This window comes from Streptomyces venezuelae (assembly GCF_008642315.1).
Lineage (GTDB): Bacteria > Actinomycetota > Actinomycetes > Streptomycetales > Streptomycetaceae > Streptomyces > Streptomyces venezuelae_D.
Window position 1 is genome coordinate 5,772,286 of the sequence record NZ_CP029192.1, and the last position, 21,205, is coordinate 5,793,490.

Below are 21,205 nucleotides of genomic sequence, written 5' to 3' on the forward strand. Positions count from 1 at the left end.
TGCGCCGGGGGCGCACTCGTTTCGCACACAGGGGATGGGAAGCTCCATGACTCACCGGACATCCGGTATATCCAGGCGTGCCCGCGTGCTCTCGGCGGGACTCGCCGCCGGGGTGCTCGTGCCGCTCGGCGCGGTCGCGACCGCCGCGCCCGCCGTCGCCGCGCCCGCGCCGCAGGTCACCTGCAGCTCCGCGCAGGCCGGCCTGGCCGCCAAGCTCAAGAAGGACATCACGGCGGCGCTCAAGAACCGCAAGGGCACGGTCGCCGTCGGCCTCTACGACCGCACCACGAAGACGACCTGCACCCTGCGCGGGTCCACCGCCTTCGACTCCGCGAGCGTCGTCAAGGCGACCGTCCTCGCGGCGCTCCTGTGGGACGCGAAGAAGACCGAGCGGAAGCTGACCGAGCGCGAGTCGGACCTCGCGTACGCCATGATCACCAAGTCGGACAACGACGCGACCAGCAAGCTCTGGCGGCAGCTCGGCACGGGGAAGATCAACGCGTTCCTCAAGGCCGCGAAGATGACGAAGACCGTGCCCGGATCCGGCGGCTACTGGGGCCTGACCCGCATCAACGCCACCGACGAGCAGAAGCTCCTCGCGCTGATCACCGCGAAGAACTCCGTCCTGAGCGACAACGCGCGCGCCTACATCCTCAAGCTGATGGGCAAGGTCGTCTCCTCCCAGCGCTGGGGCACCCCCGCGGGCACGCCGTCCGGCGTCTCCATCCACGTCAAGAACGGCTGGCTGCAGCGGTCGACCCACGGGTGGCGCGTGCACAGCATCGGCGCGTTCAAGGGCGGCGGCCACGACTACACGATCTCCGTGCTCACGCACGGGAACAGCACGATGAACTATGGCGTCGCCACGATTCAGGGGGTGGCCAAGGCCATCCACAAGGATCTGGCGCCCAGGGCCTCGGCGGTCAGCACGTACGCCCCGACCACCACGCCGAAGGAAGCGTTCGTGGCTGTGCCCAGCAGCTGAGTCATTCGCTGCGGGCGCGTCGTGGCTTGTCGCGCAGTTCCCCGCGCCCCTTGGGGGCGCGGTTTGTTGCGGCGGGATGAAAACCGCTCGTCACGGTGTTGGTGCCTTCCGGCAGGACAGACGACCGGGAGGCACCGAGTGGCAGAGCAACGGGGATGGGCACGACGACTCACCGGGTACGCGTGGCGGTACCCCAAGGACGTCGTGCTCGCGCTCGGCTCCTCGCTCGGCGGCATGGCCGTCATGGCGCTCGTACCGCTGATCACCAAGGTGATCATCGATGACGTCATAGGCCAGGACGGGGAGGGTGGCACCCGCTCCATGGGGCCCTGGGCGGGCGCCCTCATCGGCGCCGCCCTCGTCGTGTACGTCCTCACCTACATCCGCCGCTACTACGGCGGCCGCCTCGCCCTCGACGTCCAGCACGACCTGCGGACCGAGATGTACGGGACGATCACGAAGCTCGACGGGCGGCGCCAGGACGAGCTGTCCACCGGGCAGGTCGTCGGCCGCGCCACCAGCGACCTCCAGCTCATCCAGGGCCTGCTCTTCATGTTGCCGATGACCATCGGCAACATCCTGCTCTTCGTGATCTCTCTCGTGATCATGGCGTGGCTCTCCCTGCCGCTCACCCTCGTCGCCCTCGCCGTCGCCCCCGCCCTCTGGGTCATCGCCCGCCGCTCCCGCTCCCGGCTGCACCCCGCCACCTGGTACGCGCAGGCCCAGGCCGCCGCCGTCGCCGGAGTGGTCGACGGCGCCGTCAGCGGCGTACGCGTGGTGAAGGGCTTCGGGCAGGAGGAGCAGGAGACCGGGAAGCTCAGGGAAGTCGGGCGGAAGCTGTTCGCCGGGCGGCTGCGGACCATCCGCCTCAACTCCCGCTACACCCCCGCGCTCCAGGCCGTCCCCATGCTCGGCCAGGTCGCCATGCTCGCCGTCGGCGGCTGGCTCGCCGTCGAGGGCGACATCACCCTCGGCACCTTCGTCGCCTTCTCCACGTATCTCGCCCAGCTCGTCGGGCCCGTGCGCATGCTCGCCATGGTCCTCACCGTCGGCCAGCAGGCCCGCGCCGGCGTGGAGCGCGTCCTCGAGCTCATCGACACCGAGCCGAGCATGGCGGACGGCCGCAAGGAGCTGCCCGCCGACGCCCCGGCCACGGTCGAGTTCGACGACGTGAGCTTCGCGTACGAGGACGACCGCCCGGTCCTCGACGGGCTCTCCTTCGAGATCCGCCCCGGCGAGACCCTCGCCGTCGTCGGCTCCTCCGGCAGCGGCAAGTCGACCGTCTCGCTGCTCCTGCCGCGCTTCTACGACGTGACGCACGGCGCCGTCCTCATCGGCGGCCACGATGTGCGCGAGCTGACCCTCGACTCCCTGCGCTCCGCCATCGGGCTCGTCCCCGAGGACTCCTTCCTCTTCTCCGACACCGTCGGCGCCAACATCGCCTACGGCCACCCGGAGGCCACCCGCGAGCAGATCGAGACCGCCGCGCGCGCCGCCCAGGCCCACGGCTTCATATCCGAGCTGCCCGAGGGGTACGACACCAAGGTCGGCGAGCAGGGCCTCACCCTCTCCGGCGGTCAGCGCCAGCGCATCGCGCTCGCCCGCGCCATCCTCACCGACCCCCGCCTCCTCGTCCTCGACGACGCCACATCGGCCGTCGACGCGCGCGTGGAGCACGAGATCCACGAAGCCCTGCGGGGCGTGATGGCGGGGCGGACCACCCTGCTCATCGCCCACCGCCGCTCCACCCTCGGCCTCGCCGACCGCATCGCCGTCCTCGACGAAGGACGCCTCGCCGACCTCGGCACGCACGCGGAACTGGAGGAGCGCTCCGCCCTCTACCGGCGGCTGCTCACCGACCCCGACGAGCTCGGCGGCGTCTCCCCGGGCCACGCCCTCCCCGCCGACCTTCCCGAGGACACCTCCGTACGCGACGAGCTCGACGCCGAGTTCGACGCGGAGCGCGGCATCACGCCCGCCCTGTGGACCGGCGACCGGGACGCGAGAAGCGCCAAGGACCCCGCCCTCGCCGGGATGCCGTCCACGCCCGAGCTCCTCGCCCAGGTCGACGCGCTGCCCCCGGCCACCGACACCCCCGGCATCGACGAGGCGCGGGCCGTCACGCCCGAGGAGTCGTACGGACTGCGCAGGCTGCTCGCCGGATTCGGCGTGCCGCTGCTGTTCAGCCTGCTCCTCGTCGCCGTCGACGCGGGCATGGGGCTGCTGCTGCCCGTCCTGATCCGGCACGGCATCGACGAGGGCGTCTCCGACCTCGCGCTCGGCGCCGTCTGGACCGCGTCGGGGCTCGCGCTCGTCGCCGTCGTCGTGCAGTGGGCGGCGCAGACCGGCGAGACGCGCATGACCGGACGCACCGGCGAGCGGGTCCTGTACTCGCTCCGGCTCAAGATCTTCTCGCAGCTCCAGAGGCTCGGGCTCGACTACTACGAGCGGGAGCTCACCGGTCGCATCATGACTCGGATGACGACCGACGTAGACGCGTTGTCGACGTTCCTGCAGACCGGGCTCGTCACCGCGTTCGTCTCCGTCGTCACCTTCTTCGGCATCATGGTCGCCCTGCTCGTCATCGACGTGGAGCTCGCCCTCGTCGTCTTCGCGACGCTGCCGCCGCTGATCGTCGGCACGTACTTCTTCCGCAAGTCCAGCGTGAAGGCGTACGAGCTGGCGCGCGAGCGCGTGTCCGTCGTCAACGCCGACCTCCAGGAGTCCGTCGCCGGGCTGCGCATCGTGCAGGCCTTCCGGCGCGAGCGCGCGGGCGCCGAGCGGTTCGCCGAGAACAGCGACAGCTACCGCCAGGCCCGTATCCGCGGCCAGTGGCTCATCTCCGTGTACTTCCCGTTCGTGCAGCTCCTGTCCTCCGTAGCCGTCGTCGCCGTGCTGATCGTCGGCGCGGGCCGGGTCGAGGCGGGCACCCTGACGACCGGCGCGCTCGTCGCGTACCTCCTCTACATCGACCTGTTCTTCGCGCCCGTGCAGCAGCTCTCCCAGGTCTTCGACGGCTACCAGCAGGCGTCCGTCTCGCTCGGCCGCATCCAGGAACTGCTCCAGGAGCCCACGTCGACGAAGGCCGCCGACGAGCCCCTCGAGGTGCTCTCCCTGCGCGGCGAGATCGCCTTCGAGGACGTCGACTTCGCGTACGCGGCCACGGGCGAGGGCGACCCCGAGGAGGCGCTCAGCGACGTACGCCTGCGGATACCCGCCGGACAGACCGTCGCGTTCGTCGGCGAGACCGGCGCGGGCAAGTCGACGCTCGTGAAGCTCGTCGCCCGCTTCTACGACCCCACGGGCGGCCGCGTCACGGTCGACGGCACGGACCTGCGCTCCCTCGACCTCACCTCGTACCGCCACCGCCTCGGGGTCGTCCCGCAGGAGGCGTACCTCTTCGCGGGCACCGTCCGCGACGCCATCGCCTACGGCCGCCCCGACGCCACCGACGCCCAGGTCGAGGCCGCCGCCCGCGCGGTCGGCGCCCACGACATGATCGCCACCCTGGACGGCGGCTACCTCCACGAGGTCAGCGAGCGGGGCCGCAACCTCTCCGCGGGACAGCGCCAGCTGATCGCGCTGGCCCGCGCCGAACTGGTCGACCCCGACATCCTGCTCCTCGACGAGGCGACGGCCGCCCTCGACCTCGCCACGGAGGCGCAGGTCAACCAGGCCACCGACCGCATCGCGGGCAAGCGCACCACGCTCGTCGTCGCGCACCGCCTCACCACGGCCGCCCGCGCCGACCGCGTCGTCGTGATGGACCACGGCCGGGTCGCCGAGGACGGCACGCACGACGAGCTCCTCGCGCTGGACGGGCGGTACGCGCGCCTGTGGCGGACGTTCGTGGGGGAGCCGGTCGAGGCGGCCTGAGGAAAGGCGCCGAAAAAGACGCGGCGCCCCGCAACCGCGCGGGCCGCGGTCTGCGTCCGTACCTCATAACGTCGAGGCAGGAGTGGTGGGAGGGGCGATCGTGAGCAGTGGGCGAGGCAGTGGCCGGATACGACGGCGGCTGACGCTCGGCACCGCCGTGCTCGCGGCCGCCGTACTCCTCGCCCTCGCGGGCCCCGGCACCTCGTCCGCCCAGGCCGTCGACGGCCTCTGCGCGGGCCGCAAGGTGCGCACCCTCCCCTTCAGCACCGGCCGCGTCGACGTCTTCAAGTCCCGCGGCTACGTCTGCGCCGTGGCCGTCGCCAAGCGCACCGGCGCCCGCAAGTCGATGTCCGTCAGCGTCAAGGCACGCGGCGGCCGCCCCGCCCGCGACAAGGGCCACTACAGCCACCACGCGGGCCCGGTGACCGTCCACGCGGGCCACCGCTGTGTGTGGGTGAAGGGCAGGATCAGCGGTCGCGGGGTCAGTTCGGGCTGGATTCTCTGCTGACGTCCGGTCTGTGACCGCATGGTGCCCCGCATTCCCGATGTCCCGATACCCCCATAACTCCCCCTGGTGCGGACCCAGTTGCTCCGTTAGGTTCCGGGGCATTGCTGTGTCGACAGGGGAGGGTGCATGCGCAAGGCGCTCAGATGGGTGCTGTCGCTCGTGGTGCTGATAGGCACCGTGGGCGTGGCCGGGGCGACGACCGGAACGGCGACGGCCGCGGACCGCACGAGGAGCAGCACGGATCGTGCTGACAGCACCGACATCGCCGATATCGCCGACATCAAGGACAGGCTGCTCGCCATACCCGGCATGAGCCTGATCGAGGAGAAGCCGTATCCCGGCTACCGATTCTTCGTCCTCAACTACACCCAGCCGGTGGACCACCGGCACCCGTCCAAGGGCACCTTCAAGCAGCGCCTGACCGTGCTGCACAAGGACACCAGCCGGCCGACGGTCTTCTACACCAGCGGCTACGGCGTCTCCACGGCCCCCAGCCGCCGCGAGCCGACGCAGATCGTCGACGGCAACCAGGTCTCCATGGAGTACCGCTACTTCACGCCCTCGCGCCCCCAGCCCGCCGACTGGTCCAAGCTCGACATCTGGCAGGCCGCGAGCGACCAGCACCGCATCCACAAGGCACTGAAGTCGATCTACGGCAAGAAGTGGCTGGCCACCGGCGGCTCGAAGGGCGGCATGACCGCCACGTACTACGAGCGCTTCTACCCGCGTGACATGGACGGCGTCGTCGCCTACGTCGCCCCCAACGACGTGGTCGACAAGGAGGACTCGGCGTACGACAAGTTCCTCGCCGGCGTCGGACCGCGCGAGTGCCGCACCCGGATCCAGGACGTGCAGCGCGAGGCGCTGGTGCGCAGGGAGCCGCTGTCCGCGAAGCTCGCCGCCTACGCCGAGGCCGAGGGCTACACCTTCAAGACCGTCGGCACGCTCGACAAGGCCTTCGAGGCCGTCGTCATGGACCTCGTGTGGGGCTTCTGGCAGTACCAGCCGGCCGCCACCGCCTGCGGCACGATCCCGGACGCGGCCGCCGCGACCGACCAGGAGATCTTCGACTACGTCGACTCGGTGGGCGGCTGGTCCTCCTACACCGACCAGGGCCTGGAGCCCTACACGCCGTACTACTACCAGGCGGGCACGGAACTCGGCGCGCCCACCATCGGCCAGCCCTGGCTCGGCGACCTCAGCCGCTACGGCTACCAGCCGCCGCGCAACTTCGTGCCGCGCGACATCCCGATGAAGTTCAAGCCGCAGGCCATGCGGGACGTCGACCGCTGGGTGCGGCACAACGCGCACCGGATGATGTACGTGTACGGCGAGTACGACCCGTGGGGCGCCGAGCCGTTCCGGCCCGCCCGGGGAGCCAAGCACGACACGCACGTCTTCACGGCGCCCGGCGCCAACCACGGCGCGAACGTGGCGCAGCTCGTCGCCGCCGACAAGGCGAAGGCGACGCAGCGCATCCAGGCGTGGGCCGGAGTGTCCTCCTCCGCGGGCAAACCGCTCGCCGCGTACGACAAGAAGCTCGACCGGCGCGACGTGCGCAAGGAGCAGACGCTGCGGCCGTGAGGCGGTAGCGGGCGGTGACAGATGGCGGGCGGTGCGGGGACCGATCGGGTTCCCGCACCGCCCGCGGTGCACGTCGGCACTTCACATCCGCACCGCGCACCCCACCGGACGCGTACCGCCCAGCGTCACGTAAAGCCGCGTGGCGGCGGGGCACTCCGCCCGCTCACGCACCGCCGACGACACCAGGTACTCCGGTGCCCGCTCGCCGGAACCGTCGCAAGCCGTCTCCCGCACCTCGCCGCGCCCCGCGCCGTACACGCAGTCACCGACGACCGTCCGCGGGCCGCCGCCGCGCCCGGGGTCGCCCGGATGCGGCGCCTCCAGATTCCGCATGCAGGCGTACCCCTGGGGCACCTCGCCGTCACCGTCCTCGTCGACGGCCGGCCTGCTCTCGCTGATGTGCAGCACGAAGTCGGTACGGGCGGGGCAGGCGGGGCCCTGCCTGACCTTGCCGTCGTAGCGCGCGATGACCCGCGCGGCGGCCCGCTCGCTGCCGCAGGGCACCTCCGTGAACGACGCGCGCCCCCGCGAACTGCACTCGTCCACGGCAAAGAAGCCGGTGCTGGTGCCGGAGGGTTGGGAGGGCTTGGGGGAGGACTCGGATCCGGGCGACTTCTGACAGCCGGTCAGTGTCGCGGTGACGGCGAGCAGGAGGGCGCAGACGGCTCGCCCGGCCGTACGCGGCCATCCCGAGTCGCAGGCAATCATGGCCATCCCCCCGATACGTGCACCCAGCGTGACCCGGCGCTGCGGGCGCACGCCAGGCGTGCGGGGGCTTTGGGGCTCTCAGTACGTCAGTCCGTGCCCGATCGGATACAGCACCTGAGCGGGATCGTCCGCCCGCCGCACCGGCACGGGAAGCCGCCCCTGCGGGACGGTCCGGCCCGCGATCACCCGTGCGGCGGCGCGCAGTTCGACGTCCGTCCAGCAGTACGAGGCGAGGGCGGCGTCGACGGGCGGCAGGTGCGCCACGTCGTAGGGGTTGCGGATCGCGAGGGCGATGACGGGGAGGCCGGTGGCCTTGAGGGCGGTGACGAGGCGGGTCTGTCCGGTGGCGGTGTCGTCGCCCGGGTCCGTCGCGCGGTGCGCGCGGGCGTGCGGGCCCGGAGTCTGGTCGAGGGCGGTGTTCGCCGCCTGGGTGTTGTCCTTCGTGGTCGTGTGCGTGGTGATGTTGTACGTGGCCACGAGGACGGCGTCCCGGCCCTGGGCGTCGGCCACCGCCTTCTCGATGGCCGCCTCGTCGGGCGCGGTGCCGGTGGGCAGCGCGACGGCCTGGAAACCGAGGCTGTTGAGGGCGCCCGCGAGGACGGTGGTCGGCGGTCCCGTGGTGCCCGACGGCGAACGGGGGTCCGCGCCGACGACCAGGACGCGCGGGTGGGTGGCGGGGGAGAGGGGGAGGAGCGCGTCGGTGTTGACCAGGAGGGTGGTCGTGGCGTCGGCGATGTGGTCGGCGGCGACGAGGTGGGCGGGGGTGCCGACGGTGGCGTCGACGGAGAGGGCGGGGGTGGGGGCGTGTGGTGCCGGCGCTCCTGGTGCCCCCTCCAACACCTGGTCCAGGAGGCCGACCCGCGCCTTCATGCGGAGCACGCGGAGGACGGACGCGTCGATGCGTTCCTCCGTCAGCTCGCCGTTCCGGACGGCCTCGATCACGGCGTGCCAGGCGATGTCGGGGCGGGGTGGGTTGAGGAGCTGGTCGGCGCCCGCCTTGAGGGCGAGGACGGCCACGCGGTCGTCGCCGTACTTCGTGCGGACACCGCGCATGGCGAGGGAGTCGGTGGAGATGACGCCGTCGTAGCCGAGCTCCTCTCGGAGGATGCCGGTGAGGATCGGGTGGGACAGCGTGGCGGGATCGCCCGAGGGGTCCAGGGCGGGCACCACGATGTGCGCGGTCATCACGGAGTCGACGCCCGCGGCGATCGCGGCGCGGAAGGGGGGCGCGTCGTAGCGGTCCCACTCCTCGCGGGTGTGGTGGATGTGCGGCAGCTCGGTGTGGCTGTCGTCGGTGGTGTCGCCGTGGCCGGGGAAGTGCTTGGCGGCGGTGGCGATGCCCGCGCTCCGATACCCCTCGATCTGGGCGGTGACGAATCCGGCGACGGCGTCGGGGTCGGCACCGAAGGACCGGATGCCGATGACGGGGTTGGCCGGGTCGACGTTCACGTCGGCGTCCGGGGCGTGGTCCTGGCGGATGCCGAGGGCGCGGAGTTCGGTGCCGGCGATCCGGGCGGCCTCGCGGGCGTGCTCGTGCGAGCCGGAGGCGCCGAGGGCCATGGCGCCGGGGAGGAGGGTTGCGGGGGCGCCGATGCGGGCGACGGCGCCGTGCTCCTGGTCGACGGAGATCAGGACGGGGATGGTGGGGGAGGCCTTCTGGATACCCTCGGAGAGCTCGGCGATCTGGTGCGGGGAGCGGGTGTTGTGGGCCCAGCCGAAGTAGATGACGCCGCCGAGCCGGTACCGGGCGATGAGCTCGGCGGCGTCGCGCACGCCGAGCTCCTTGAGGTTGGTGTCGACGTCCGCCTGGTCGGGGTCGGTGGCGGTGTGCCCGTACACGTGCATCACGAAGAGCTGGCCGACCTTGTCCTCCAGGGACATGGCGCGGATGAGGGCGCGGAGGGGGCGGTCGGACAAGTGATGCTCCTGCGGCTCGGCTGAAGGTTTGTTTCAGGAGCAACGGATATCCCGAAGATTTCTGCCGGTCAAGGGTGGCGGGTGGGTGGCGGGTGTGGGGGCCGTCACCGGCGCTGTTGGAGGGGGGCGCACCGGTGACGGCGGGCTGCCGGCCGCGGGCGGCGGAGAGGGTGGTCAGCGTTCGCAGCCAGCAGCGATGCCGACACCGCCGTGCGGAGACTCACCGACAGCGTGCCGCTTGGACGAACGAAGCGGGCGGGGGGTTCCCTTGGGCTGGGGTCGGCGCCTATTGCCCGTCTGTGGGTGCGGGGCCGCGGGGGTATGTCCGTACTCGCCATCCCTGCGCCGCGCCCGACGTTTCCGGCCGCTATGGCTGGCTCGGTGCTCCGTGCGCACATACCCCCACGTCCCCTCCGGCGCGTGGGCGCCTGCGGCTGGGTGGGGGCCCTGGGCCCCTACTCCCACTGGACGGTGCGGGGCAAACGGGCGGGTGGGTGGGGACCATCCGCCGCGAAGCGGCGGGTTCGGCGCCCCTACCCGGAAAGGGCGGTGCGGGGTGAACGGGCGGGTGGGTGGGAGTGATCCGCCGCGAAGCGGCGGGGTCGGTGCTCCTACTCCCGCGGGGCGGTGCGGGGCGCGCTCACTACGGAGCCCAGTGCAACTGCAACGTGCGGACCGTCTCGGCGATCGCAGGCCGCCGAGACGCCCCCGCCCGCCACAGGGCGTAGAGCCGCCGCACGGGAACGGGCGCGAGCGGCACCGTGACCGCCCCGGACGGGATCGGCCCGCGCCCGAGGCGCGGGATGAGCGCGACCCCGAGCCCCGCCGCGACCAGCGCGACCAAGGTCGGGTTCTCCTCCGCCTGATGGGCGATGTCCGGCTCGCACCCCGCCTCCCTAAGCGTCCGGATGAGCCACTCGTGGCAGACGAGCCCGGGAGGCTGCGTGATCCACCGCTCGGACTTGAGCTCTTCGCGCCGCACGGATGCCCGCCCCGCGAGCCGGTGGTCGTGAGGGACGACCAGGTCGCAGAAGTCGTCGCCGATGACGGCCTGTTCGACCCCCGGCGGCGTCGGGATCGGCGCGATGTCCCAGTCGTGGGCGACGGCCATGTCGACCGCCCCCTTGGCCACGAGGTCGATGGACAGATGCGGATCGATCTCCGTCATACGGGTGTCGAGCGAAGGATGACGCCGTGCCAGGTCCGCCAGGACCGACGGCATGAGCCCGCGCGCCGCCGAAGCGAACGCCGCGATGGTGAGCCGCCCCGCCGGCACCCCGCGCCGCTCCTCCAGCTCGGTCTCGGCGCGTTCGACGATGGCCAGCAACTGCTGTGCCGTATCGGCGAGATGGAGCGCCTCTTCGGTGAGGGCGACCCCGCGTCCCCGCCGTTCGAGCAGCGTCGTCCGCGTCTCGCGCTCCAGCTTGGCGATCTGCTGGGAGACGGCGGAGGGCGTGTAGCCGAGCGCGGTGGCGGCCGCCCCGACCGTGCCGTGGACGGAGACGGCGTGCAGCGCGCGGAGCCGGCCGAGATCGAGCACGAGAGAACCCCCTGAGGTCCGACCATGTAGCGTTGCTTGATTCAACCATGCAGACATTCGCGCTGGTGCTACACATTCCCGCCGGGTGATCCTCGACGCATGCGACCCGCACACATCTGCCTGGCCGTCCTCGTCGCCGCCGTATGGGGCGTCAACTTCGTCGTCATCGAAGTGGGACTCGGCCACTTCCCGCCGCTCCTCTTCTCCGCCCTCCGTTTCCTCGTCGCCGCCCTGCCCGCCGTCTTCTTCGTGGGACGCCCGAAGGTGGCGTGGAAGTGGATCGTCGGGGTGGGGCTCGTACTCGGCGTGGCCAAGTTCGGGCTGCTCTTCATCGGGATGGACGCCGGCATGCCCGCCGGGCTCTCGTCGCTGGTGTTGCAGGTCCAGGCGGTCTTCACCGGGTTCTTCGCGTTTCTCGCGCTGGGGGAGCGGCCCGGCCGGCTGCGGGTGACGGGCATGGTGATCGCACTCGGCGGGATCGCCGTGGCCGCCGTCGACGAGGGGGAGACCGGACCGCTGACCGCGTTCGCGCTGCTGATGGGCGCCGCGGCCTGCTGGGGCGTCTCCAATGTCCTCACCCGCAAGGCGGCCCCGACGGACTCCCTGAACTTCATGGTGTGGGTGAGCACGGTCCCGGTGCTGCCGCTGCTCGGGCTCTCCCTGCTCTTCGAGGGCCCGTCCCGTGACCTCGAAGCCGTGCGCTCCCTCGACTGGCAGGGCGCGGGCATCATCGTCTATGTCGCCTGGGTCACCACGGTCTTCGGCTTCGGCGCCTGGGGGTACCTGCTGCGCCGCCACCCCGCGTCGACGGTCGCGCCCTTCTCGCTGCTCGTCCCCGTCTTCGGGATGTCGTCGGCCGCGCTGGTCCTGGACGAGTCGGTGAGCGGACTGCGGTGGTGCGCGGCGGCGCTGCTGGTGGGCGGGGTCGCGCTGGCGTCCTTCGCGAGAGCGGGCGCCGCCGCCCCGGCCCCGCTCAGCCGGAGCGGCTCACCAGCCGTGACAACAGTTCCCGCCCCGGCCCCAGCAGCTCCGGCAGCGGCGCCGCGTCCTCGTACCACCGCTTCTCGTACTCCCAGCACAGCCACCCCTCCCAGCTCTCCGCGCTGAGCCGCGCCACGCACTCCTCCAGCGGCAGGACTCCCGAGCCGAGGGCCAGGGGCGTCGTGTCGTCGGCCGAGGCGATGTCCTTCACCTGTACGTAGCCGAGGTACGGGGAGAGGGCGGCGAAGGTCTCCGTGACGGACTCGCCGCCGAGCCAGGTGTGCATGAGGTCCCAGAGGGCGCCGACCTGGCGGTGCCCGACGGTGCCGAGGATGCGGGTGGCGTCGGCGCCGGTGCGGTGCGAGTCGTGGGTCTCCAGGAGGATGCGTACGCCCGCGTCGGCGGCGTACCCGGCCGCGGTGCCGAGCCGCCTCGCGGCCGTCGCGTCGGCCTCGGCCGCCCCCTGCTCGGTGCCGCCGCCGGGGAAGACGCGGACGAAGGGGGCGCCCAGGTCGCGGGCGAGCGAGACGAGGGAACGCACCTCGTCGAGCACGGGCCCGTCCTCGCCGGGCGCCGCCACGCGCGCGTACCCGGCGATGCCGAGGATCTCGACGCCGGCCGCCTTGAACTCGGCCGCCACATCGGCACGTTCGACGATGCCGAGGCCGGGATGGACCGGCTCCTCGGGGTGCGCGCGGAGCTCGACGCCGTGGTAGCCGTGGGTCGTGGCGAGCCGCAGCACATCGGGTACGGGCAGGCCGGGCACGCCGAGCGTGGAGAAGGCGAATCTCATGGTCCCGACAGTAGGCGGCGTGCGACCGTGGTCAACCCCGCCGCGGCGACGGGACTCATGAGGGCCGCTCGTGCAGCGGGAGCAGCCAGTCCTGCCCGACGAGGTCGACGCCGAAGGAGCGGTGCGGCTTCTCCGCGACGAGGACGAAGCCGTGGCGCCGGTAGATGCCGCGGGCCGACTCCAGTACGTCATTGGTCCACAGCGTCAGCTCGCGGTAGCCGACGCCCCGTGCGAACTCCACGCAGGAAGCGACCAGTTGATCGCCGATGCCGAGCCCCCGCGCGTCGGGCTCGACGAGCAGGAGGCGCAGCCTGGCCGTGCCGGGCGCCTCGTCCCGTACGCACATCACGCACCCCGCGGGACGCCCGTCGACCTCGGCGATCCAGACCCGCTCCAGATGCGGGTCGTGGTCCTGGGCGAAGTCGGCGACGATGCGGGCGACCAGGCCCTCGTAGTCCGTGTTCCAGCCGAACTCCGCCGCGTACAGGGCGGCGTTGCGCTGCACGATCCACCCGAGGTCGCCGGGTCCCGGCTCCCGCAGCGTCACGTCCGGGCGACGCTCGCGGCGGCGTCCCCGCCCCTGTCCGCGGCCGTTCTCCAGGATCTCCCGCACCGTGCGCATCGCCGACGCGAGCCGGGACCGCTCGGCGGGAGGCACGTCGGCCAGCAGGGAACCGACCGCTTCCCGTGACCGTTCGTCGAGCAGTTCGGCGGCGTCGCGCCCGCGCGCGGTGAGCGTGATGCGCTGGCGTCGCGAGTCGTCGGCGGACGGGGCCCGCTCGACGAGCCCGTCCCGCTCGAACTTGGCGAGGAGTCGGCTCAAATAGCCCGCGTCGAGCGAGAGTTCGGTGCGGAGGTCGGCCGCGTCGGTGCGGGGCGAGCGGGCCAGTTCGTACAGGACGCGCGACTCGGTGAGGGTGTACGGGACGTACAGGTGACGGCTGTAGTCGAGTGCGCCGATGAGGTTCGTGTAGAAGCGGTTGAAGGCGCGCATCTCGTGGATGGGTGTCGTCGCCATGGCGCATCACTCCGGGATACCTTTGACTGAGTCAACAGTACGCTCGCTCTCAGAGGAAAGCCAGCCTCGCCCCCAGCGCCGCGAACGCCGCCGCGAAGACGCGGCGCAGCCGGGTCACCACGCGCGGGCGCGAGATGACGTGGTGGCGCATGGCCGCGGCGAACCTGCCGTACGCCACGAAGACCACGAACGTGATCAGCATGAAGCAGACGCTGAGCTCCGTCATGCGCAGAAGGGCGTACGGCTCGTCGGCGCTCACGAACTGCGGCAGGAACGCGAAGAAGAACAGCGTCAGCTTCGGGTTGAGGATGTTGATCAGTACGCCCGTCAGGATCGTGCGGCCCGCCGAGCGCGGCTCGCTCTCCCGCGCCGCGGTGAGCTCGCTCTTGTCCCGCCAGGTGCTCCACGCCATGTACAGCAGGTAGGTCACGCCCAGGTACTTGAGCGTCTGGAAGGCGATGGCGCTGGTGTTCAGGAGCGCCGCGAGGCCGGTGATGGCGGCCGCCATGTGCGGGACGACGCCCAACGTGCAGCCGACGGCGGCGGTCACCGCGGCGCGGGTGCCGCGCGAGAGGCCGGCCGCGATCGTGAACAGGACGCCGGTGCCCGGGGTCACGCAGACGACGAGGGAGGTGAGGAGGAATTCCATGCCCCGACCCTGGCGTCCACAATGGCTCCATGAACAGGTCCATTGGATCACCTCCCCACAGGTCCATAACGTCTGTTTCCACCGCACCGCCTGTTCCCGCCGCAACGTCTGTTCCCACTGCGGGAGGAGGCGGAGTCTCCGACTTCCTCCAGCTCGACACCGGCGACGCCCCCAGGGGCGGCCTCGCCGACTGGCTCGCGCGCCGGATCAGGGATGCCATCGCCGACGGCCGCCTACCCGTCGGCGGCAGGCTCCCCGCCACCCGCACCCTCGCCGCCGACCTGCGCGTGTCCCGGGGCGTCGTCACCGAGGCCTACCGGCGGCTCACCGAGGACGGCCATGTCGCGGGCAGGGGGAGGGGCGGGACGGTGGTCGTGGCGGTACCGCATGCGCCGGGACCTGGGCCGGAAGCGTCAACTCCGCCCCGTACAGGCGCTCATGACGGGAATGTGGACCTCTTCGCTGCCCCGCACGACGACCTCGGCGTCTTCGACGCCATCCGTGCCGCGCCCGCCCGCATCGACCTCTCGCCGGGCCTGCCCGACCTCGCCGCCTTCCCGCGCGCGGCCTGGCTGCGCGCCGAACGCTCCGTGCTCGCCGGGCTCGCTCCGTCGGACTTCGGCTACGGCGATCCGCGCGGCACCCCGGCCCTGCGCACGGCCGTCGCCCACTGGCTCTCCCGGAACCGCGGAATCCGCGCCGACCCGGGCGACGTGATGATCGTGAACGGCACGGCCCAGGCGCTGCGGCTCCTCGTCGACGTGCTGCACGCCGACGGGGTCCGCGAGGTGGCGGTGGAGGAGCCGGGGTCGCTCGGCGTGCGGCAGCACCTGCGGCCGCTCGGCACACCGCCCGTGCCGGTCGACGCCCACGGCGTGCGCGTCGACGCCCTGCGCGCGAGCGGGGCGCGCGCCGTGCTGCTCACCCCCGCCCACCAGTTCCCCACCGGCGTCGTCCTCGGCGGCGAACGGCGCCGCGAGCTCATGAAGTGGGCCCGCGACGGCGGCCTCGTCATCGAGGACGACTACGACGCCGAGCACCGCTACGACCGGCCCGCGGTCCCCGCCCTGCGCGCCCTGCTCCCGGAACACGTCTGCTACGCGGGCAGCGTCTCCAAGCTCCTCGCGCCCGCCCTGCGCCTGGGCTGGCTGCTCGCCCCGCCCGCGTACCGGGACGCGCTCCTCGACGCCAAACGCCTCACCGACCTCGGCACGGCCGCCCTGCCCCAACTCGTCCTGGCCCACCTGATGGAATCCGGCGACCTCGAACGCCACCTCCGCCTGATCCGCAGGCACCACCGCAGGCGCAGGGACGCGATGATCGCGGCGATCCGGACGCATCTGCCGACGGCGGTCGTGCACGGCGCGGCGGCGGGCCTGCACCTGACCATCACCTTCCGGGAGGGCGCGTACGAGGGCTCCGACGCCGCCCTCGCCACCGCCGCGCTCGAACAGGGCGTCAAGACACACCCCCTGTCCTGGCACACGCAACTCCCGCACGCCCCGGGCCTGGTCCTCGGCTACGCGGCGAGCACACCCACGGAGATCGCACAGGGCGTGTCGGTGCTGGGGGGACTGCTGTAGGTGGCGGGTGGCGGGTGGCGGGCGTCGTCAGGCCTCGGGCCCCGTGCCACGGGCGTCGGCCATCGCGCCCGAGCGCACCTCAGGTGCCCCGAGGCCCCGCCGTCGATCCCCGCACCATGAGCTCCCCGTGCACCGTCGCCACACCGCCCGGCGGCGGCTTCTCCTTGCTCATCGCGATGCGGCCCGCCCGGGCACCCGCCTCGTGGAGCGGCAGGCGCACCGTCGTCAGCGCGGGCACCGCGTCGATGCTGAACGGCAGGTCGTCGAAGCCCGCCACCGACACGTCGGCCGGAATGCGCAGGCCCTTGTCGCGCAGGGCCGCGCACGCGCCGAGCGCCACCGTGTCGTTGGCGGCGACGACGGCCGTCAGATCGGGGGCCCGGCGCAGGAGTTCCTCCGTGGCGTCGTAGCCGGAGCGGCGGTCGTAGGGGCCGTGGACCGTCAGTGCCGGGTCGTCCGGGACGCCGCGGGCGGCGAGCGCGGCGCGGTGGCCCTCCAGGCGGTGGCGGGTGGTCGTGCGCTCCTCGGGTCCCGCGATGTAGCCGATGCGGCGGTGGCCGAGGCTCACGAGGTGCTCCGTCAGCTGCCGGCCGCCGCCGCGGTTGTCGAAGGTGAGCGCCACCGCGTCGGTGTCGGGCGACGGCGGCCTGCCGCACAGCACCACGCGCGTGCCCGCCTCCGTGAGGCGACGCAGCTTCCCGGAGATCGCCTCGGCGTGCTCGGCGTCCTCGATCGCGCCGCCGGTGAGGATCACGGCGGCGGCGCGTTGGCGCTGGAGGAGCGTGAGGTAGGTGAGTTCACGCTCCGGGGAGCCGCCCGTGTTGCAGACGACGGCCATCCGCTCGCCGCCCGCTCGTCCGCCGGGCCCGCCGATCTCGGACTGCACGGCGCCCGCCATGATCCCGAAGAAGGGGTCCGCGATGTCGTTGACGAGGATGCCGACCAGGTCGGAGGTGGCGGCGGCGAGTGCGCTCGCGGGGCCGTTGAGGACGTAGTCGAGCTCGTCGACGGCGCGCAGGACGCGTTCGCGGGTGGCGGCCGCCACCGGGTAGTTGCCGTTCAGCACGCGGGAGACGGTGGCGGGGGAGACCTGCGCGCGGGCCGCCACGTCCGCAAGGGTCACGGTCATCTCATCGTCCTCCGGTCACCCGTTTGTCCCGCCCGGTCACCGCTCTCGACCGAGGCCCTTGTCCGAACCTTGTGCGGCAGGCTAGCTTGCCTCCAGGTAGAAAGCGCTTGCTACGCACCTACGGAGGGACTTTCGTGACACGTAAGACGGTGCGCATCGCCATGAACGGCGTCACCGGACGCATGGGCCACCACCAGCATCTGGTCCGCTCGATCCTGGCCCTCCGGGAACAAGGAGGCCTCGATCTGGGCGACGGCACCGTGCTGTGGCCCGAGCCCGTCCTCGTCGGCCGCAGGGAGCACGCCCTGCGCGCCCTCGCCGAGCAGCACGGCCTGGACCAGTACTCGACCGACCTCGACGCGGTCCTCGCCGACCCGGCCGTCGACATCTACTTCGACGCGCAGGTCACCTCCGCGCGCGAGGACGCACTCAAGCGCGCCATCGCCGCGGGCAAGCACATCTACACCGAGAAGCCGACCGCCACCGGGCTCGACGCGGCCCTCGGCCTCGCCCGCCTCGCCGAGGCGGCCGGCATCAAGCACGGCGTCGTACAGGACAAGCTCTTTCTGCCGGGCCTGCGCAAACTGAAGCGGCTCATCGACGGCGGCTTCTTCGGACGGATCCTGTCGGTGCGCGGCGAGTTCGGCTACTGGGTCTTCGAGGGCGACTGGCAGCCCGCCCAGCGCCCGTCCTGGAACTACCGCAGCGAGGACGGCGGAGGCATCGTCGTCGACATGTTCCCGCACTGGGAGTACGTCCTGCACGAGCTGTTCGGCCGCGTGCGCACCGTCCAGGCGCTCACCGCCACACACGTCCCGCAGCGCTGGGACGAGCGGGGCAAGCCCTACGACGCCACCGCCGACGACGCGGCGTACGGCATCTTCGAGCTGGACGGCGGCGCCGTCGCACAGATCAACTCGTCGTGGACGGTGCGCGTCAACCGCGACGAGCTCGTGGAGTTCCAGGTCGACGGGACCGAGGGGTCCGCCGTCGCGGGGCTGCGCAACTGCCGCGTACAGCACCGCAGTACGACACCGAAGCCGGTCTGGAACCCGGACCTGCCCGCCACCCACTCCTTCCGTGACCAGTGGCAGGAAGTGCCCGACAACGGAGACTTCGACAACGGCTTCAAGGCCCAGTGGGAGCTCTTCCTCAAGCACGTCTACGCGGACGGCCCCTACCACTGGGACCTCCTCGCGGGCGCCCGCGGCGTGCAACTGGCCGAACTGGGGCTCAAGTCGTCCGCCGAGGGCCGGCGCATCGACGTACCGGAGATCGCGCTGTGACCACGCTCCTGCTCCCCGTCGCAGGCGGCGGCACGCGCGCGTACACCCCGTCCGCCGAACCGCCGCCCACGGCCGTCGGCGGCCCCCCGCTCGCCTCGCGCACCGTCTTCTCCGCCGCGCACGTCGTCGCCGACCCGTTCGCCGACGTGTCCCCCGACGGCCCTGCGGCCGTCGACTGGGATGCCACCCTCGCCTTCCGCCGCCACCTCTGGTCGCACGGCCTGGGCGTCGCCGAGGCCATGGACACCGCCCAGCGGGGCATGGGCCTGGACTGGGCGGGGGCGGCCGAGCTGATCCGGCGGTCGGCCGCGGAGGCGAAGGCCGCCGGGGGACGCATCGCCTGCGGCGTCGGCACCGACCAACTCACGGGCCCCGCCAGCCTGCCGGAGGTCAGGAGCGCGTACGAGGAGCAGCTCGCCCTCGTCGACGCGGCCGGTGCCCAGCCGATCCTCATGGCGTCCCGCGCCCTGGCCGCCGCGGCCACGTCACCGGACGCCTACCTGGAGACGTACGGCCATCTCCTGCGCCAAGCCCGTGAACCCGTGATCCTGCACTGGCTCGGCCCCATGTTCGACCCCGCCCTGGAGGGCTACTGGGGCGCCGCGGACCTGGACGCGGCCACCGAGACCTTCCTTGAGGTCATCGCCGCCCACCCCGACAAGGTCGACGGCATCAAGGTCTCGCTCCTGGACGCCGACCGCGAGATCGCCCTGCGCCGCCGCCTCCCCGACGGCGTGCGCTGCTACACGGGCGACGACTTCAACTACCCCGAACTGATCGCCGGGGACGACCACGGCTTCAGCCACGCCCTGCTCGGCATCTTCGACCCCCTTGGCCCCCTCGCGGCGGAGGCGGTGCGAGCCCTGGACACCGGAGACGTGAAGCGGTTCCGTGCCCTCCTGGACCCCACCGTCGAGCTCTCCCGGCACCTCTTCCAGGCCCCTACCCGCTACTACAAGACCGGCGTCGTCCTGCTCGCCTGGCTCGCCGGGCACCAGACGCACTTCACGATGGTCGGCGGCCTCCAGTCGGCCCGCTCACTGCCCCACCTGGCCCGCGCCTACGAACTGGCCGACGGCCTCGGCCTGTTCCCCGACCCGGCCCTCGCCGCCCACCGCATGCGATCCCTGCTCACCGTCCACGGAGTGCCCCAATGACCGAGCAGGTGCCGTCGTCGCGGCTGAGCGTCAACCAGGAGACCATCAAGCAGTGGTCGCTCCCCGAACTCGCCGAGGGCTGCGCCAAGGAGGGCGTCGGGGCCGTCGGCCTGTGGCGCGCGCCCGTCCAGGAGCACGGCGTCGAGCGCACCGCCCGCCTCATGCGGGACACCGGCCTCACGGTGACGAGCCTGTGCAGGGGCGGCTTCCTCACGGACATCGACGAGGCGGCACGCGCGCGTGCCCTCGACGACAACCGCGCGGCGGTCGACGAGGCGGCGGCGCTCGGCACGGACACCCTGGTCCTGGTCTCGGGCGGCCTCCCGGCCGGCAGCAAGGACCTGGCGGGGGCGCGCGAGCGCATCGCGGACGCGCTCGCCGTCCTCGGGCCCTACGCCGAGGAGCGGGGCGTGCGCCTGGCCATCGAGCCGCTGCACCCGATGTTCGCCTCGGACCGCTGCGTCGTCTCCACCCTGGGCCAGGCTCTCGACCTCGCGGAACGCTTCCCCGCGCACCAGGTCGGCGTGGTCGTGGACACGTACCACGTGTGGTGGGACGACCAGGCGCCCGCGCAGATCGCGAGGGCGGGCCGCGGCGGTCGTCTGCATGCCTTCCAACTCGCCGACTGGATCACGCCGTTGCCCGCGGGCGTGCTGCTGGGGCGGGGGCAAGTGGGGGACGGGTGCATCGACTTCAGGGCCTTCCGGGCGGCCGTGGACGGCGCCGGATACCGCGGCCCGATCGAGGTGGAGATCTTCAACGAGGAGCTGTGGGCGCGGGACGGGCGGGAGGTGTTGAGGGAGACGGCCGATCGGTTCCGCGCGCACGCGTGAGGCACGTTCGTCGTCCCGGTGCCTGCCTACTTCTTGCCGCCCAGGATCTGGCCCAGCAGATCACCGAGGCCGCCGCCGGAGGAGGGCGCGGAGCCGCTCGGGGCGCCGCCGGGTCCCTTGGTCCGCGCCGCCCTCTTGGAGAGCACCGCGAGCACCACGGGGATCAGCATCTCGATCACACGCGTGACCTTCGCCGCCGGAATGCCGGTCTTCTTGGAGACCGCGTTCGCCACCGGCCTGCTCATCTTCGCGAGCATGCCGGCCATCATCCCGCCCCCGGCGAGCCCACCGAGGCCGCCGAGGGTGGCCACACCTTGCAGGGTCGGATCGGCGGGCCCGACCTCGTCGAAGGCCTGCCGCACCTCGTCGGCCTCCGCGGGGTCGGCGGCGCGGCCCTGGATGTCTCCGGAGAGCGCGGACACGGTCGTGCCCACGACGTCCTGCGCGCCGGACGCGTCCGTGTCGAGCAGGCCCGCGATCTCCTGGAGCCGGTCGTCGCCGAGCTCGTCCAGGACGTCCTGCTCGAAGGACCGGGGCTCAGAGGTCTGGGAATCATCGGTCATGCGACAAACGCTACGTCCGCCCCGCTTTGTCAGCACCTGGAGACGGTCTGGCGGCGGTCTGGAGACGGGCAAAAAAAGTTGGCAACACCGTGCAA

Annotated in this window: 16 protein-coding genes and 1 pseudogene; 9 read left to right on the forward strand and 8 right to left on the reverse strand. The window is 72.3% G+C overall.

Features of this window, described 5'->3' with window-relative positions; translation table 11 throughout:
• Positions 1–46: 46 nt before the first annotated feature.
• The 4 genes from DEJ48_RS25345 (at position 47) to DEJ48_RS25360 (ending at position 6,953) form a co-directional block, all read left to right on the forward strand.
• Positions 47–985, forward strand: a complete 939-nt coding sequence (locus DEJ48_RS25345) for a serine hydrolase (RefSeq protein ID WP_150218552.1) — start codon at positions 47–49, stop codon at positions 983–985.
• Positions 986–1,123: 138 nt separating this feature from the next.
• Complete coding sequence (locus DEJ48_RS25350; protein WP_150218554.1) at positions 1,124–4,861, forward strand: ABC transporter ATP-binding protein; 3,738 nt, start codon at positions 1,124–1,126, stop codon at positions 4,859–4,861.
• Positions 4,862–4,958: 97 nt separating this feature from the next.
• Entirely contained in the window at positions 4,959–5,369 is a 411-nt protein-coding gene (locus DEJ48_RS25355; protein ID WP_411757546.1) for a hypothetical protein, read from the forward strand.
• Positions 5,370–5,495: 126 nt separating this feature from the next.
• Positions 5,496–6,953: a S28 family serine protease gene (locus tag DEJ48_RS25360; protein ID WP_150218557.1), complete on the forward strand. Its 1,458-nt coding sequence runs from the start codon at positions 5,496–5,498 to the stop codon at positions 6,951–6,953.
• Between the two features lie 81 nt (positions 6,954–7,034).
• Here DEJ48_RS25360 and DEJ48_RS25365 read toward each other — a convergent pair whose 3' ends face one another.
• From DEJ48_RS25365 to DEJ48_RS25375, 3 genes are all read right to left on the reverse strand, one after another.
• On the reverse strand, positions 7,035–7,661 hold the full coding sequence (locus tag DEJ48_RS25365) for a hypothetical protein (protein ID WP_150218558.1): 627 nt from the start codon (positions 7,659–7,661) through the stop codon (positions 7,035–7,037).
• Positions 7,662–7,739: 78 nt separating this feature from the next.
• Entirely contained in the window at positions 7,740–9,542 is a 1,803-nt protein-coding gene (locus tag DEJ48_RS25370; RefSeq protein WP_150221389.1) for a glycoside hydrolase family 3 protein, read from the reverse strand.
• 679 nt (positions 9,543–10,221) lie between these two features.
• Positions 10,222–11,118, reverse strand: a complete 897-nt coding sequence (locus tag DEJ48_RS25375; protein WP_150218560.1) for a LysR family transcriptional regulator — start codon at positions 11,116–11,118, stop codon at positions 10,222–10,224.
• Between the two features lie 99 nt (positions 11,119–11,217).
• Between DEJ48_RS25375 and DEJ48_RS25380 the strand changes: the two are divergent.
• Positions 11,218–12,165 (forward strand): annotated as a pseudogene (locus DEJ48_RS25380) (EamA family transporter); the annotation flags it as partial.
• On the opposite strand, the gene DEJ48_RS40430 reads toward DEJ48_RS25380, so the two are convergent.
• The 3 genes from DEJ48_RS40430 to DEJ48_RS25395 are packed head-to-tail and all read right to left on the reverse strand — an operon-like array spanning position 12,092 to position 14,559.
• Positions 12,092–12,892 carry a sugar phosphate isomerase/epimerase family protein gene (locus DEJ48_RS40430; RefSeq protein WP_150218562.1) on the reverse strand — a complete coding sequence of 267 codons (801 nt, stop codon included), beginning with the start codon at positions 12,890–12,892 and terminating at the stop codon, positions 12,092–12,094. The pseudogene DEJ48_RS25380 and the gene DEJ48_RS40430 sit on opposite strands and share 74 nt — an antisense overlap.
• Before the next feature lie 55 nt (positions 12,893–12,947).
• The gene (locus DEJ48_RS25390; protein WP_150218564.1) at positions 12,948–13,910 is read right to left on the reverse strand and encodes a bifunctional helix-turn-helix transcriptional regulator/GNAT family N-acetyltransferase; all 963 of its coding nucleotides are present in this window, start codon (positions 13,908–13,910) and stop codon (positions 12,948–12,950) included.
• Between the two features lie 49 nt (positions 13,911–13,959).
• Complete coding sequence (locus DEJ48_RS25395; protein ID WP_150218566.1) at positions 13,960–14,559, reverse strand: LysE family translocator; 600 nt, start codon at positions 14,557–14,559, stop codon at positions 13,960–13,962.
• A gap of 29 nt (positions 14,560–14,588) precedes the next feature.
• On the opposite strand from DEJ48_RS25395, the gene DEJ48_RS25400 reads away from it, so the two are divergent.
• Complete coding sequence (locus tag DEJ48_RS25400) at positions 14,589–16,142, forward strand: PLP-dependent aminotransferase family protein (RefSeq protein WP_150218567.1); 1,554 nt, start codon at positions 14,589–14,591, stop codon at positions 16,140–16,142.
• A 79-nt stretch (positions 16,143–16,221) separates the two neighbouring features.
• Here DEJ48_RS25400 and DEJ48_RS25405 read toward each other — a convergent pair whose 3' ends face one another.
• Entirely contained in the window at positions 16,222–17,271 is a 1,050-nt protein-coding gene (locus DEJ48_RS25405; protein ID WP_150218569.1) for a LacI family DNA-binding transcriptional regulator, read from the reverse strand.
• Positions 17,272–17,405: 134 nt separating this feature from the next.
• Here DEJ48_RS25405 and DEJ48_RS25410 point away from each other — a divergent pair, with 134 nt between their 5' ends.
• Genes DEJ48_RS25410 through DEJ48_RS25420 form a run of 3 tightly spaced genes read left to right on the forward strand, consistent with a single transcriptional unit; the run spans position 17,406 to position 20,547 of the window.
• On the forward strand, positions 17,406–18,557 hold the full coding sequence (locus DEJ48_RS25410) for a Gfo/Idh/MocA family protein (RefSeq protein WP_150218571.1): 1,152 nt from the start codon (positions 17,406–17,408) through the stop codon (positions 18,555–18,557).
• Complete coding sequence (locus tag DEJ48_RS25415; protein WP_150218573.1) at positions 18,554–19,714, forward strand: dihydrodipicolinate synthase family protein; 1,161 nt, start codon at positions 18,554–18,556, stop codon at positions 19,712–19,714. The genes DEJ48_RS25410 and DEJ48_RS25415 overlap by 4 nt, the downstream gene beginning before the upstream one ends.
• A complete protein-coding gene (locus tag DEJ48_RS25420; protein WP_150218574.1) occupies positions 19,711–20,547 on the forward strand; it encodes a sugar phosphate isomerase/epimerase family protein in 837 nt (278 codons plus the stop codon). The genes DEJ48_RS25415 and DEJ48_RS25420 overlap by 4 nt, the downstream gene beginning before the upstream one ends.
• Positions 20,548–20,573: 26 nt before the next feature.
• Here the strand turns inward: DEJ48_RS25420 and DEJ48_RS25425 are convergent, their stop codons facing one another.
• Positions 20,574–21,110: a DUF937 domain-containing protein gene (locus DEJ48_RS25425; protein WP_150218576.1), complete on the reverse strand. Its 537-nt coding sequence runs from the start codon at positions 21,108–21,110 to the stop codon at positions 20,574–20,576.
• Between the last annotated feature and the right edge of the window lie 95 nt (positions 21,111–21,205).

Excerpts from the sequence above, each read along its gene's own strand:
- DEJ48_RS25345 (WP_150218552.1), top strand. The coding sequence starts at position 47 with ATGACTCACCGGACATCCGGTATATCCAGGCGTGCCCGCGTGCTCTCG.
- DEJ48_RS25360 (WP_150218557.1), top strand. The coding sequence starts at position 5,496 with ATGCGCAAGGCGCTCAGATGGGTGCTGTCGCTCGTGGTGCTGATAGGC.
- DEJ48_RS25365 (WP_150218558.1), bottom strand. The coding sequence starts at position 7,661 with ATGATTGCCTGCGACTCGGGATGGCCGCGTACGGCCGGGCGAGCCGTC.
- DEJ48_RS25370 (WP_150221389.1), bottom strand. The coding sequence starts at position 9,542 with ATGTCCCTGGAGGACAAGGTCGGCCAGCTCTTCGTGATGCACGTGTAC.
- DEJ48_RS40430 (WP_150218562.1), bottom strand. The coding sequence starts at position 12,892 with ATGAGATTCGCCTTCTCCACGCTCGGCGTGCCCGGCCTGCCCGTACCC.
- DEJ48_RS25390 (WP_150218564.1), bottom strand. The coding sequence starts at position 13,910 with ATGGCGACGACACCCATCCACGAGATGCGCGCCTTCAACCGCTTCTAC.
- DEJ48_RS25395 (WP_150218566.1), bottom strand. The coding sequence starts at position 14,559 with ATGGAATTCCTCCTCACCTCCCTCGTCGTCTGCGTGACCCCGGGCACC.
- DEJ48_RS25400 (WP_150218567.1), top strand. The coding sequence starts at position 14,589 with ATGAACAGGTCCATTGGATCACCTCCCCACAGGTCCATAACGTCTGTT.
- DEJ48_RS25405 (WP_150218569.1), bottom strand. The coding sequence starts at position 17,271 with ATGACCGTGACCCTTGCGGACGTGGCGGCCCGCGCGCAGGTCTCCCCC.
- DEJ48_RS25420 (WP_150218574.1), top strand. The coding sequence starts at position 19,711 with ATGACCGAGCAGGTGCCGTCGTCGCGGCTGAGCGTCAACCAGGAGACC.
- DEJ48_RS25425 (WP_150218576.1), bottom strand. The coding sequence starts at position 21,110 with ATGACCGATGATTCCCAGACCTCTGAGCCCCGGTCCTTCGAGCAGGAC.